14 protein-coding genes are annotated in these 13260 nt (G+C 70.9%); 5 read left to right on the top strand and 9 right to left on the bottom strand.

Translation table 11 applies throughout. From position 1 onward, the window contains the following. The first annotated feature begins 37 nt into the window (after positions 1 to 37). Both ACYVO7_RS10325 and ACYVO7_RS10320 read left to right on the top strand, forming a co-directional pair. Positions 38 to 793, top strand: coding sequence for an SDR family oxidoreductase (locus tag ACYVO7_RS10325; RefSeq protein WP_460449746.1), 756 nt, complete (start codon positions 38 to 40; stop codon positions 791 to 793). Positions 794 to 953: 160 nt separating this feature from the next. Further along, positions 954 to 1919 (top strand): MBL fold metallo-hydrolase, encoded by a 966-nt coding sequence (locus tag ACYVO7_RS10320; protein WP_460449745.1) that lies wholly within the window; start codon positions 954 to 956, stop codon positions 1917 to 1919. Positions 1920 to 2031: 112 nt separating this feature from the next. On the opposite strand, the gene ACYVO7_RS10315 is transcribed toward ACYVO7_RS10320, so the two are convergent. The 5 genes from ACYVO7_RS10315 to ACYVO7_RS10295 all read right to left on the bottom strand — a co-directional run bounded on the left by ACYVO7_RS10315 (position 2032) and on the right by ACYVO7_RS10295 (position 7621). Further along, positions 2032 to 2874: a MurR/RpiR family transcriptional regulator gene (locus ACYVO7_RS10315; RefSeq protein ID WP_460449744.1), complete on the bottom strand. Its 843-nt coding sequence runs from the start codon at positions 2872 to 2874 to the stop codon at positions 2032 to 2034. Between the two features lie 93 nt (positions 2875 to 2967). Beyond that, positions 2968 to 4530: an OpgD/OpgG family glucan biosynthesis protein gene (locus tag ACYVO7_RS10310; protein WP_460449743.1), complete on the bottom strand. Its 1563-nt coding sequence runs from the start codon at positions 4528 to 4530 to the stop codon at positions 2968 to 2970. A 91-nt stretch (positions 4531 to 4621) separates the two neighbouring features. Continuing rightward, entirely contained in the window at positions 4622 to 5920 is a 1299-nt protein-coding gene (locus ACYVO7_RS10305; protein ID WP_460449742.1) for an HlyC/CorC family transporter, read from the bottom strand. A gap of 10 nt (positions 5921 to 5930) precedes the next feature. Beyond that, on the bottom strand, positions 5931 to 7055 hold the full coding sequence (gene aroB / locus ACYVO7_RS10300; RefSeq protein WP_460449741.1) for a 3-dehydroquinate synthase: 1125 nt from the start codon (positions 7053 to 7055) through the stop codon (positions 5931 to 5933). Then, positions 7052 to 7621, bottom strand: a complete 570-nt coding sequence (locus ACYVO7_RS10295; protein ID WP_460449968.1) for a shikimate kinase — start codon at positions 7619 to 7621, stop codon at positions 7052 to 7054. Before ACYVO7_RS10295 ends, aroB begins: the two co-directional genes overlap by 4 nt. 173 nt (positions 7622 to 7794) lie before the next feature. Between ACYVO7_RS10295 and ACYVO7_RS10290 the strand changes: the two genes are divergently transcribed. After that, positions 7795 to 7938, top strand: a complete 144-nt coding sequence (locus tag ACYVO7_RS10290; RefSeq protein ID WP_460449740.1) for a histidine kinase — start codon at positions 7795 to 7797, stop codon at positions 7936 to 7938. A gap of 119 nt (positions 7939 to 8057) precedes the next feature. Further along, positions 8058 to 8969 carry a site-specific tyrosine recombinase XerD gene (locus tag ACYVO7_RS10285; RefSeq protein WP_460449739.1) on the top strand — a complete coding sequence of 304 codons (912 nt, stop codon included), beginning with the start codon at positions 8058 to 8060 and terminating at the stop codon, positions 8967 to 8969. Between the two features lie 21 nt (positions 8970 to 8990). Here the strand turns inward: ACYVO7_RS10285 and metW are convergent, their stop codons facing one another. The 3 genes from metW to ACYVO7_RS10270 all read right to left on the bottom strand — a co-directional run bounded on the left by metW (position 8991) and on the right by ACYVO7_RS10270 (position 12025). Next, positions 8991 to 9629, bottom strand: coding sequence for a methionine biosynthesis protein MetW (gene metW, locus ACYVO7_RS10280; RefSeq protein WP_460449738.1), 639 nt, complete (start codon positions 9627 to 9629; stop codon positions 8991 to 8993). Further along, positions 9622 to 10833: a homoserine O-acetyltransferase MetX gene (gene metX / locus ACYVO7_RS10275; protein ID WP_460449737.1), complete on the bottom strand. Its 1212-nt coding sequence runs from the start codon at positions 10831 to 10833 to the stop codon at positions 9622 to 9624. The genes metW and metX overlap by 8 nt, the downstream gene beginning before the upstream one ends. A 121-nt stretch (positions 10834 to 10954) precedes the next feature. Further along, complete coding sequence (locus ACYVO7_RS10270; RefSeq protein ID WP_460449736.1) at positions 10955 to 12025, bottom strand: MBL fold metallo-hydrolase; 1071 nt, start codon at positions 12023 to 12025, stop codon at positions 10955 to 10957. 126 nt (positions 12026 to 12151) lie between these two features. Here ACYVO7_RS10270 and ACYVO7_RS10265 point away from each other — a divergent pair, with 126 nt between their 5' ends. Next, a complete protein-coding gene (locus tag ACYVO7_RS10265) occupies positions 12152 to 12577 on the top strand; it encodes a hypothetical protein (RefSeq protein ID WP_460449735.1) in 426 nt (141 codons plus the stop codon). A gap of 32 nt (positions 12578 to 12609) precedes the next feature. Here the strand turns inward: ACYVO7_RS10265 and ACYVO7_RS10260 are convergent, their stop codons facing one another. Next, a complete protein-coding gene (locus tag ACYVO7_RS10260) occupies positions 12610 to 13155 on the bottom strand; it encodes a gamma-glutamylcyclotransferase (protein WP_406855407.1) in 546 nt (181 codons plus the stop codon). Between the last annotated feature and the right edge of the window lie 105 nt (positions 13156 to 13260).

Raw genomic sequence — 13260 nt, 5'->3', positions numbered from 1 at the left:
AGCGCGCATCGCAAGAAAGAGCATCGGGAGATCGGGCATGAGCGCAGGCAGCAAAGTCGCCATCGTGACGGGGGCGGGGACCGGGGTCGGCCGCGCGACGGCGCTCGCGCTTCTCAAGGACGGCTATGCGGTCGTCCTGGCGGGCCGCCGCCGCGAGCCGCTCGAGGCGTCGGCCGCGATGGCTCCCGCCGGCGCGCGCACCCTCGTCCAGCCTGCCGACGTGGCCGATCCGGACTCCGTGCGGGCGCTGTTCGACGCCACGGTCGAGGCTTTCGGCCGCGTCGACGTCGTGTTCAACAACGCCGGCACGGGCGCGCCGGCGATCCCGCTCGAGGAGCTCAGCTTCGAGCAGTGGCGCATGGTGGTGGACGCCAATCTGACGGGCGTGTTCCTGGGCATCCAGAACGCCTTCCGGGTGATGAAGGACCAGAACCCCCGGGGCGGGCGCATCATCAACAACGGCTCGGTCTCGGCCTATGCGCCGCGGCCCAACTCCGCCCCCTACACGGCGACCAAGCACGGCGTGCTGGGCCTGACCCGGTCGGCGGCGCTCGACGGGCGCAAATACGACATCGCGGTGGGGCAGATCGACATCGGCAACGCCGCCACCGACATGACCGAGCGGATGACGGGCGGCGTCATGCAGGCGAACGGGACCATGGCGCCCGAGCCGCGCATCGACGCCGATCACGTCGCCCGCGCGGTGGTCTACATGGCCAACCTGCCGCTCGACGCGAATGTGCTGAACATGACCGTGATGGCGACCAAGATGCCGTTCGTGGGACGGGGCTGAGGCTGGTCCGGCGGGGAGCCGCCCGCCGTCCGGCGACGACCCTCTCACGTGAAGTTGAACGTTCATCGTCCTCTCGACCGTTAAGTTTCGGCCGCGCGCCCTAACTTGACGCGTGTCGCGGCCGCCTCCGGCCGCGACGAGACGAGGAGACGTCCCCAGCATGTCGATCGACCGCCGCACATTCATGGCCGCCGGCGCCGGCCTCGCCGCCGCCGCCGTCGCGCCCTCCGCCCGGGCCGCCGCCCCCAAGCTCGGCCAGCAGACCGCCGGCGCCTACCGCTACAAGGTCGGCGACTACGAGATCACCGCGATCCATGACGGAATCAATCGCCTGAAGCTGACCGAAGGCTTCGTGCGCAACGCCAAGCTGCCGGACGTCCAGGACGCCCTCAAGCAGGCCTATATGTCGCCCGAGGAGCTGCCGATCACCTTTACGGTGCTGGTCGTCAACACGGGCTCCAAGCTGATCCTGTTCGACACCGGCCTCGGCGGCTTCGGCGGGCCGACCAACGGCATGATGATCGCCAACATGAAGGCCGCCGGCATCGATCCCGCGGCGATCGACACCGTCGTGATCAGCCATTTCCATGGCGACCACATCAACGGCGTCCGGCCGAAAGAGGGCATCGAGGGCTTCGCCAAGGCCGAGATCCTGGTTCCCGCCAAGGAGTGGGACTTCTGGATGGACGACGCCAGGATGGCGCAGGCGCCCGATGGTCTGAAGGGCAATTTCCAGAACGTGCGGCGCGTCTTCGGTCCGATCGCCAAGGACGTGAAGCGCTACGACTGGGACAAGGAGGTCGCCCCCGGGATCACGGCGATCGGCGCGCCCGGCCATACGCCCGGGCACACGATCTTCGCGGTCGCGTCGGGCTCCGACCGGCTGATGATCCTGTCGGACGTCACCAACCATCCGGCGCTCTTCGTGCGCAATCCCGACTGGTCGGCCGTGTTCGACCAGGACGCCGAGATGGCCCGGGCGACGCGCCACAAGATGCTCGACATGGCGGCGGCCGAACGCATGCACGTGGCCGGCTTCCACTTCCCGTTCCCGGCCAACGGCTACATCGCCAAGGACGGGAAGGGTTACGCGCTCGTCCCCGCGCCCTGGACGACCGTGCTCTGAGCCCTCGCCCGAGGAGCATGCCGCGAAAAGGCGGACACCGGCTTTTCGCGCCCAAGCATGCGACCGCCAGCAACCGAGATCATGCTACGTTTTCGTCGAAGCGCAGCATGATCTAGGAGCGCCGGGACCGCGCTTCGTCCCGGCGCTCGCCGACCGCGACGGCCAGCGTCATCGCCAGGCAGAACGTCGCCGACATCGAGCGGAACGCCGCGTAGTCGGCCTCGATGATCTCGAACCACACCGCGGCCTGCTCGGTGAGCGGGCTGAACGGGCTGTCGGTGAGGGCCACCACGGGCACGCCCCGTCCGGCCGCCGCGCGGGTCAGCTCGATGGTGGCGGGCGTGTAGGGCGAGAAGCTGATCGCCACCAGCGCGTCGCGCGGGCCGGAATGCGACAGCTGGTCCGCCCCCAGATGCGCGACATTGTCGATCAGGACGCTGCGGATGCCCAGCTTGGGAAGCGCGTAGGCCAGGTAGGCGGCCACCGGGAAGGCGCGGCGAAGCCCGACGAGATAGATGGTTTCGGCCGACCCCAGGATGTCGATGGCGGTCTCGAGGTCCTGCCCGGAGATGGTCTGGCGCACCCGCTGCAGGGACGCCGCGGCGGTCTCGGCGAAGCCGAGAAGCAGCCCCATGGGGTCGCCGGCGGCCGGCTTGGCGTCGTGCAGCGACTGAAGCCGCTCGCCGTAATCCGGCCAGCGGTCCCGCAGCCGGTGCCGGAAGACGCTTTGCAGGTCCGAGAAGCCCGAATAGCCCACCGCCTTGGCGAAGCGCACCAGTGTGGAGGGCTGCACCCGCGCCAGCTGGGCGATGCTGGCGGCCGTGCCGAAGGCCAGTTCGTCCGGATGCGACACCGCGAACTCGGCCACCTGCTGCAGGCGGGCGGGCAACTCGCCCCGCCGGGCCATCAGGACGGTCTTGAGGCTGTCGAAGTCGCGGGGCGCGTTGGGCTGCATGCGTCATCCGGGAACGCCAAGGGAGCGCCGCCCAGATGAGCACGGATGGAACGCCTGTTTCAAGCTTGGAACGCCTGTGACGGGCGTTCGTCGTCAGGCGGGGGCGACCCAGGCGAAGGCCCATGTCTCCGTCAGGGCGTGGCCGTCGACGGTCAGGAAGGCCCTGAGCTCGGCCGTCGCTCCCTTGTCGGCCTCCACGTCCAGATAGGCCCGGAACCCCTGCGTCACCGGATTGGGCTCCAGCACCTGCCGGGTCACGCGCCCGCCCTGGGCCTGCACGACGACGCTCACCCTCCGGGGCGAGGCGAGGTAGAAGGGCAGGTCGCCGGACGTGAAATCCACCAGGAACCGCCGCTTGGAGGCGCCCGCCGCGGGCGGCGGCCCGGAGAAGGCCGTCTGGAACGTGCCGGTGACCTTGCCGCCCCGATGCAGGTCGCGCTGGTCGAGCGAGCGGATCACATAGGTCAGCTCCAGCGGCGTTCCGGGCTCCGGGGCACGGGCCGGCCGCCAGAACGCGACGATGTTGTCGTTGGTCTCGTCCGGGGTGTTCAGCTCGACGAGGTCGACGCTGCCTTCGCCCCAGTCGCCGCCCGGCTCCACCCAGTAGCTCGGCCGCAGGTCGTAGCGGGCCTCGAGGTCCTCGTAGCGGGCGAAGTTGCGGTCGCGCTGCAGCAGCCCGAAGCCGCGCGGGTTGCGGTCCATGAAATGGGAGCTGCGCGGGGCGGGCGGGTTGGCGAGCGGGCGCCAGATCCATTCGCCGCCGCCCGTATGGACGAGAAGCCCGTCGGAGTCGTGGATCTCGTTGCGGAAGTCGTCGCGCAGGCGGCGATCGTTCTCGCTGGTGAAGAACATCGAGGTGAGCGGCGCGATGCCGACCGCCGGGATGGGCTTGCGGGGAAACAGCGTGCTGCGCACCTCGACCGTGCTTTCCGGGCCCGGCCGCACCACGAACTGGTAGGCGCCCGTCGCCGACGCGCCGTCCATCAGCGCGTAGAGGACGACGAACTCGGCGCCCTTGCCGGGCTGCTCCACCCAGAACTCCCGGAAGAACGGAAACTCCTCGTCCGCCTGGCCGCTGCCGACCGAGAGACCGCGGGCGGACAGGCCGTAGCGCTGCCCGCGCGACAGGAACCTGAAATAGCTCGCCCCGAGGAAGACCACGAGCTCGTCCAGCTGGTCCGGACTGTTCAGCGGGTAATGCAGCCGGAAGCCGGCGAAGCCCAGGCCGACCGGGAGCGGGCGGTCGAACTTGTTCTTGCCGTAGTCGAACAGCGAGGCCGAGTAGGGCACCGGCGCCGGTACGCCGCCATTGACGATGTTCACCGTCACCGGGCGCTTGAACAGGAAGCCCGGGTGGAAGAGCTGCATCCGGAAGGGGCTGTCCTCGCCGAGGAGCGCCTTCTCGGGGCGGAAGCGGATATCCCGATAGGCGTCGTAGTCGAGAGAGGCCAGCGCCTCCGGCAGCGCCGGCGGCGCGGACTGGAACGGCTCCGTCGCGAGCCGGCGGGCGCGCTCCACCACGTCCTCGAAGCGGAAGCTCGGCTGCGGCGGCTGCGCCGGCGCGGTCTGGGCGAGAGCCGGACGGGCGGCGGCCAGCGCCGCCGCGCTGGCGAGAGCGGCGGCGAAACGTCGACGGTCGATGCGGTCCTGCGGCACGTGCGGGTCACCCTGAGCTTGACCAGCCCCAACGCCGGCGCGTCGCAGGCCGTTCCCTCGGGGCCGCTACGCCGCCCGGGCTAGCCGGTCGCTACTCGGCGGCGTTCAGCCGGCTGACGGGCGTGATCCGCAGCGCCGTGATGCGGTTGCGGGACTTGCGCAGGACCTGGAAGCGGTAGCCGTAGAAGGTGAAGACCTGCCCGGCGTCCGGGATGATCTGCGCCTCGTGGATGACGAGGCCCGCGATGGTGGTGGCCTCCTCGTCGGGCAGGCGCCAGTCCATGGCGCGGTTGAGGTCGCGCACCGGCACCGATCCGTCGACGCTGACCGAACCGTCCGCATGCGGACGGACGCCCTGCACGCTGAGGTCGTGCTCGTCCTTGATGTCCCCGACGATCTCCTCGAGGATGTCCTCCAGGGTCACCAGGCCCATCACCTCCCCGTATTCGTCGACCACCAGGGCGAAGTGCGTCTTGCGGCTCAGGAACGCCTTGAGCTGGTCCGCCAGCGAGGTGGTGTCGGGCACGAACCACGGGTCGAGCGCGATGGCCCTCACGTCCAGGCGGGCGGCCTCGCCCTTCACGGCGTCGAGGGCGCGCAGCAGGTCCTTGGCGTGCAGGACGCCGATGATGTTCTCAGGGGTGCCGGACCAGAGCGGCAGGCGCGTATAGGGCGAGGCCAGCACCTCGCGGACGATCTCCTCGGAGGTGAGGTCCGCCGAGATGGTCCGCATCTTGGTGCGGTGGATCATGACGTCGGAGACGCCGAGCTCCTCCAGGTCCAGGAGCCCGCCGAACATGCGGCGCGCCTCGGTCTCGACGCCGCCCTCCCAGTGCAGCAGCTCGACCGTGCCGCGGATCTCCTCGCTGGCCGACAGGACGCTCTGGTTCTCGCTGATGTCGATCTTGAAGAGGCGCAGCACCGCGCGAACGAAGGCCTCGATCGCCATGGTGAGCGGCCCGAACAGCGCCACCACCCAGGAGACCGGGCGGGCCAGCAGCAGCGCGGCCTGGTCGGGCTTGTTGATCGCCACGGTCTTGGGCAGCACCTCGGCGAAGACGACGACCAGGATCGACATCACCACGGTGGCGTAGAGGACGCCCTCCGAGCCGAAGAACTGCACCAGAACGCTCGTCGTGAAGGCCGAGGCGCCGATATTGACGACGTTGTTGCCGATCAGCATGGCCCCGATCAGGCGTTCGCGCAGCATCAGGAGCTTGTTGACGATGGCGGCGCGCTTGTCGCCCTGCTGCTGCATCGCATGCATGCGGGCGCGGGACGCGGCCGTCAGCGCCGTCTCCGCCCCCGAGAAGAACGCCGACAACGCCAGGCAGAAGATCACGATGGCGAGGGCGAACCAGGGATTGGCCTGGACCTCTATGCTTTCCATGGTCCTAGAATCAGGGTCTCCCCAGCTCCTCGTCAAGGAAGGCGCGAACCGGATCCGCCTCCACGCCGCGCGCGATGAAGCTCTGTCCGACGCCGCGCGCCAGGATGAAGGTCAGCGCGCCGCGCTTGACCTTCTTGTCCTGGAACATCGCGTCCAGGACGGCGTCCGGGCCGTCCGCCCATCCGGGGATGTCGCGGATGCGGGTCGGCAGCCCGACCGCGCGCAGGTGGCCCTCGACGCGGCCCGCGTCCTGGCCGGCGCAAAGGCCCTGGCGGGTCGAGAAGCGGTAGGCGCAGCACAGCCCGATCGCCACCGCCTCGCCATGGACGAGGCGCGCGCCGTCATAGCCGGTGAGGCGCTCGAAGGCGTGCGCGAAGGTGTGGCCCAGATTGAGGAGCGCGCGGTCGCCCTCCTCGCGCTCGTCGCGCGCCACCATGGCGGCCTTGGCGGCGCAGCTGACGCGGATGGCGTGCGTGCGCTCCGGTCCGCCGGCGAAGACGCCGCGGTGGTTCTGCTCGAGCCAGGCGAAGAAGCCCGGATCGTCGATGAGCCCGTATTTGACCACCTCGGCGTAGCCGGCGCGGAACTCGCGGACCGGCAGCGTGTCCAGCACGCCGACGTCGGCCAGCACGAGGGAGGGCTGGTGGAAGGCGCCGACCAGGTTCTTGCCGTGGGGCGAGTTGACGCCGGTCTTTCCTCCCACGGAGGAATCGACCTGGGCCAGGAGGCTCGTGGGGATCTGGACGAAGCGCATGCCGCGCCGCACGACGGCGGCCACGAAACCGGCGAGGTCGCCCACCACGCCGCCGCCGAGCGCCACGACCACGTCGCCGCGCTCCATGCGGGCCGCGATCACGGCGTCGCAGACGGTCGCGAAGACCGCGTAGCTCTTCGAGGCCTCGCCGGGGGCGACCACGATTCGGGCGGACCTGACGCCGGCCCGCTCGAGCGCGGCCTCCAGGGCGGGCAGGTGCTCGCGGGCCAGATTGTCGTCGGTCACGATGGCGCAGGCCGCGCCCGGCGCCACGGCCGCGATCGCCTCGCCGGCGCGCTCGATCAGCCCGCGCCCGATCCGGATGTCATAGGCGCGGTCGCCCAGCGGGACGTGGACGACCTCGTGCGCGGGCGCGTTCATGCCGGCCCCTCCTGGCCGAGGCGCTCGGCGAGCTCCTGGATGATCTCGTTGACCACCACCTCGTGCGGGACGTCGCGCGACAGGACGGTCAGGTCGGCCAGCGCGTAAGTGGGGTAGCGGTCGTCCATGAGGCGCTTCAGCGTCTGCTCCGGATCCGGGTTCTTCAGCAGCGGGCGGTTGGACCGCTTGCGCACGCGCCGCATCAGCACGTCGAAATCGGCCTTGAGCCAGACCGAGATCCCCGAGCGCGCCACGCGGTCGCGGGTCTCCTGGCTCATATAGGCGCCGCCGCCGGTGGCCAGGACCTTGGCCCCCTCGGCCAGCAGCCGGGCGATGACGCGGCGCTCGCCGTCGCGGAACTCCGCCTCGCCGCGGCTGGCGAAGATCTCCGGGATGGTCATGCCGGCGGCCTTCTCGATCTCGACGTCGGCGTCCGAGAAGGGCAGCTGCAGGCGGGTGGCGAGGCGGCGTCCGACCGAGCTCTTGCCGGCTCCCATCATGCCCACGAGCACGATCGACCGGCCGGCCAGCCCGCTGCGGATGATCTCGACGGGCGATGGGCCCATGGCGGCGCCGCTCGCTGCAGTGATGCCCATGGATTCGGCGACGACGCTCAACTCAGTTCCCCAGCCGGCTGGCTCTTCAGGCTTCCTCTAGCACGGACCGCACCGCCATTTCACGCCTCTTGCGTTCAACCATGGGGCGTGGTCGAAAGAGACATCGCCGCGATGAGCCCACCGTGCCCGTCATCCTCCGTTTCCTGCTGATTTGCGCCATCCTGGCCGGCTGCGTCTATGGGGGCATGCTGGCCCTCGCGACCCTGTATGAACCCGACCAGCGGGAGATCACGGTGACGATCCCGGCCTCCAAGCTGCCCCGATGAGGCCCGCAGGCGCCCGACGCCCGCGGTCGCAGCCCGCCGCGCCCCGGCGGACGCCGCGCGCAGCGGCGGCGGCGAGGCCGGCGGGACAGGGCGAATCGGCCGTCGAATCCTTCCTCGCCATGATGGCGGCCGAACGCGGCGCCGCCCGCAACACGCTCGACGCCTACCGGCGCGACCTGGAGGACTACGCCGGGTTCCTGGCGAGCGAAGGCCATGGGCCCCTCGACGCCTCCACCGAGGCCATCCGGGCCTATCTGGACGATCTCGCCGCCCGGGGGCTGAAGGCCTCGTCGGCGGCGCGGCGGCTCTCGGCCGTCAAGCAGCTCCACAAGTTCCTCTATGGCGAGGCCTACCGCGCCGACGATCCCACGGTGGCGCTGGCGGGACCGAAGCGCGGCCGGCCGCTGCCCAAGGTGATGAGCATCGACGACGTCGACCGCCTGCTGGCCGTCGCCGCGGAGGGCGTCGACGACGCCGGCCGGCCCATGGGCGAGCGCATCCGGGCGGCGCGCCTGTCGGCGCTGCTGGAGGCGCTCTACGGCACGGGCCTGCGCGTCAGCGAACTCGTGGCCCTGCCGGCGAGCGCCGCGCGGGTGCGCGAGCCGGTCATCACGGTGCGCGGCAAGGGCGGGAAGGAACGGCTCGTGCCGCTGAACGACCGCGCCAAGGCGAGCCTCGCCCGCTATGTCGCCTTGCGCGAGGAGGCCCGCTCCCGGGACCGCGCGCTGGGCGCCCCAAGCGCCTGGCTGTTCCCCGCCGACAGCGAGAGCGGCCACCTGACCCGCCAGGCCTTCGCGCGCGACCTCAAGGCCTGCGCTGCGGCGGCCGGGCTCTCGGCCGACAAGGTCAGCCCGCACGTGCTGCGCCACGCTTTCGCGAGCCACCTCCTGCACAACGGCGCCGACCTTCGCGTCGTCCAGCAGCTGCTCGGCCACGCCGACATCTCGACCACGCAGATCTACACGCACGTGATCGACGAGCGGCTGAAAAGCCTGGTGCGGGACCTGCACCCGCTGGGCGACGCGGAATGACGAGACGTTTGCGGGGTCGACTCACCGCCCGCGGGTGAGCACCAGCACGGCCTGTTCGCCGAAGAGGTTCCACACCCACCAGGGCATGGTGAAGCGCACCTGGTTGCCGCCGGCGTCCAGCGCCACGCCCTTCTCGATCTGGGCCCCGATCTCGTCCACCAGCGCGATGAAGTCGCGGATCGTGCAGAAATGGATGTTGGGAGTCTCGTGCCACGACACCGGCAGGTTCTCGGTGACCGGCATGCGGCCGCTGAGCGCGAGCTTGGCCCGGATCTTCCAGTGGCCGAAATTCGGGAAGGACACGATGGCGCGCCGCCCGATGCGCAGCATGTGCTCCAGCACCACCTTGGGCCGGCGGGTCGCCTGGATGGTCTGCGACAGGATCACATAGTCGAAGCTGTCGTCGGGGTAGTCGGCGAGGTCGGTGTCGGCGTCGCCCTGGATCACCGACAGGCCGCGCGCCACGCATTCGTTGACGCCCTGCTGTGACAGCTCGATGCCGCGCGCGTCGACGTCGCGGCCGTCCTGCAGCATGCGCAAGAGCGTGCCGTCGCCGCAGCCCACGTCGAGCACGCGGGAGCCGGGCTCCACCATTCCGGCGACGAGCAGGAGGTCGATGCGGGTGGCGGACGCCCCCGTCGGGAACTGGATGTCAGCCATGCCGGGCTCCGGCGCCGTCCGGGCCGGGAAGCCCCCGGGCGCGGGCGGCCGAATCGATGAAGCCGCGGGTCGTGGCGAACAGCTCCGGCAGGTCGAGCAGGAAGGCGTCGTGTCCCTTGTCGGTCTCGATCTCGACGAAGGACACCGACGCCCCGGAGGCGTTCAGCGCATGCACGACGGCGCGCGAATCCGAGGTCGGGAACAGCCAGTCGGACGTGAAGGAGACGACGCAGAACTTCGTCTTGGAGCCCCGGAAGGCCTGGGCCAGTCGGCCGTCATAGTCGGCGGCGAGGTCGAAGTAGTCCATCGCGCGGGTGAGGTAGAGGTAGCTGTTGGCGTCGAAGCGCTCGACGAAGGAGCGGCCCTGGTAGCGCAGATAGCTCTCGATCTCGAAATCGGCGTCGAACGAGAAGGTCGGGGCGGCGCGGTCCTGCAGCTTGCGCCCGAATTTCCGGTGCAGGGCGGGCTCCGACAGATAGGTGATGTGCGCCGCCATGCGGGCGACCGCCAGCCCCTTCTCGGGCCGCGCGCCGTCCTGCAGGTAGCGGCCGGCCTTCCAGTCGGGGTCGGCCATGATGGCCTGGCGCCCCACTTCGTGGAAGGCGATGTTCTGGGCCGAATGCTTGGCCGCGGTGGCGATGGGCAGGGCGCAGAACACCCGCTGCGGGAAGCTTGCGGCCCATTGCAGCACCTGCATGCCGCCCATCGAGCCGCCGGCCACGCAAAACAGCGTGTCGACGCCCAGATGGTCCACCAGCATCGCCTGGGCGCGGACCATGTCCCGGATGGTCACGACCGGGAAGTCCAGGGCGTAGGGGCGGTCGTCGACCGGCGCGCGCGACGCCGGGCCGGTGGTGCCCATGCAGCCGCCGACCACGTTCGAGCAGATGACGAAGAAGCGGTTGGTGTCGATCGGCTTGCCGGGGCCGATCATGGTCTCCCACCAGCCGTTCTTGCCGGTGAGGGGATGCACGTTGGCCACGTGCTGGTCGCCCGTCAGGGCGTGGCAGATCAGCACCGCGTTGGACTTGTCGGCGTTCAGGGTGCCGTAGGTCTGGTACGCGACCGTGAGCGGCGACAGCGCGACGCCGCAATCGAGATGGAGCGGCTGGTCCGCGCCGAAGCGCGCCACCAGGCTCGAGGGTTCGTCGGCCTCGTTGGGGGCGGGGGATGACGTCGCGTGCGTCCCGAGGGTGCGTGGCATCGTTCCGCTGTCAGTCCGTATTGTTCGGAGAACAGAACGAAACGGGTAGCGGGGGTTCTTTCCCGCCGCAAGTCAATTCGTATTCCGGCCGCCGTATCAACACCTTGCGCATGCGGTCGGCTCACGCCGCCGCGGCCTCCCAGACCTCGCCCGGACGCAGGGCCCGGAACCGCTCCGGCGCCACGCCGTGGCGCGCCAGCGCCTCCGCGAGGGCCGCGGGCGGACGCTCGATTCCCTCGTCGGTGAGCTTGAAGGTGCCCCAGTGATGGCCCACCGCATGCTCGGCCCCGCAGGCGAGCAGCGCCCTCACGGCGTCGTCCGGGTTCATGTGCTGGTCGCGCATGAACCAGCGCGGCTCATAGGCGCCGATCGGCAGCAGCGCCAGGCGCGGCGGCCCGTGCTTCTCGCGCGCCCGCGCGAAATGGGCGCCGTCGCCGAAGCCCGTGTCGCCGATATGGTACACGGCCCCGGCGGGGCCCTCGATCACGAAGGCGGCCCAGAGCGCCTTCAGGCGGTCCAGCACGCCCCGCGCCGACCAGTGCAGCGCCTGCTCGGCATGCAGGACCACGCCGTTTCCGACGGGGACGTTCTGGCCCCAGTCGAGCGTGGCGTAGTCGGCCGCCACGCCGGCGCCGCGCATCACGGCGTCGTTGCCGAGGGGCGTCACGATGCGGGGCGAGAAGCGCGCCGACAGGCGCTTCAGGGTGTCCACGTCGAGATGGTCGTAGTGGTTATGGGTCACGATCACGACGTCCACGGGCGGCAGGTCGTCGAACGCCACGCCCGGCGCGTTGACGCGGCGCGGGCCGGCGAAGCTGACCGGCGAACAGCGCTCCGACCACACCGGGTCGGCCAGGATGTTCAACCCCGCGGTCTGGATCAGAAAGCTCGCATGGCCGATCAGGGTGACGCGCAGGCCCGCGCCCTCGACGCGCGCCGGCGGCTTGTCGCGGAACGGGCTCGGGAAGGCGGCCGGCCAGTCCTCCTTGCCGTCGCCCAGGCGCCAGCGGATGAGCTCCTTCAGGCCCTTCGTGTTGGGCCCGCCCGGGTTGAAGAAGCGCACGCCGTCGAAATGATCGCTCGGCGGACCGGCGTAATAGGGGTTGGCCCGGGCCCTGAAGCCCATCAGGCCCATCGCGGCCGCGGCCGCCGCCGGAATCGTCGCCATCGTCATCAGGGTTCGCCTGTTCATGGCCTCCTAGATGGTCGGCGCCCCGCCGGCGGCAAGGCGGCCCCGGCGCTCGGCCGCGGTTTGCGCAACGGCCCTTGACACGCGCAGGCGGTTTGTTCCACTTTCGTTCTTCAACGAGGATCCGACATGGTGACCGAGCTCGAGCCCCCGGGCGTGCAGCCTCCGATCTCGCCGCGCGCCGCAGAGCCGCCGCAGGACCGCCCCGGCCCGGGCGCGGCGCGCCATGTGGCGCTGCGCGCCGGGGCGGACACGCCGCTGGCGCGGCGCTTCCACGCGTGGCGCGGCCGGTCCGGCCGCCGCTACGTCGTCTCCGCCTATGAGCCCGGGGCTGCGCCCGACTACGCCGGCATGGTGGCGCTCGCCGTCCGGCGCGCTCCCGACGGAGGATTGCGGGTGACCGGCGCGGTCGCGCATGAGGCGGGCGACGCTCCGCTCGCCGCGCTGGCGCCGTTCAGGGACGCCGACGAGGTGCATCTCCACCTTCTGGCCGAGGACGAGTCCGCGCGCGCCGCCGCCGCGTCCGATCTCGGCGGGCCGCCTCCTGCGGCGTGAGCGTTCGGCCTGCGGCCGAACGACGCCGGCGCTCAGACGGCGCTGGTCTCCGGCGCGAGCCGCTCCGCCAGCCATTCCAGCGTCGCGTCCCGGATGCCGAGCTCCAGGAGATGCGCGTGCGTGTTGCGCACATAGTCGGGATTGGGGCCCGAGACGCCGACCCCCTGCCGGACGAGGGCGAGCAGGTCGGGCTCGGGCAGGCGCGGCGCGTATTGGGCGTGCCCCCGGTTCACCGTATAGGCGATGGCCTGCACGGCGCGCCCGTCCGCCAGCCTCAGGCGGTGCGTGGTCTCCCGGTACACCATGGTGACCTGCTCGCGCGCCCGCAGATAGGCGAGCGTCTCGGCCGCGGCGGCCGCCTCCACCCGGAACGCGACCCCGCGGCAGGCGCCGCCCCGGTCGAGGCCCAGGACCAGGCCGGGCCGGTCCGGCGTGCCGCGATGCACGTGCGAGTAGATGCACAAGGCCCTGTGATAGCCATGCAGGGTGCCCATCACGCGCTCGGCGTAGTCGAAGCCGGGGCGCCACATGAGCGACCCGTAGCCGAACACCCACAAATCGCCCGTTTCCGCAGTCATCCGTCCAGCGCTCTCGCTCGCATCCTGTTGGCGGGGTCGAGGCCAGCAGGTAGACCATCTTGCGACTCGGCGAAACGCGTTTCGGCCCGGCGGGCCGGAACGAAC

Source organism: Alsobacter sp. SYSU BS001988, from assembly GCF_054796215.1.
The sequence above is the reverse complement of the archived record's forward strand: the minus strand, read 5'-3'. Positions and strand labels throughout refer to the sequence as shown.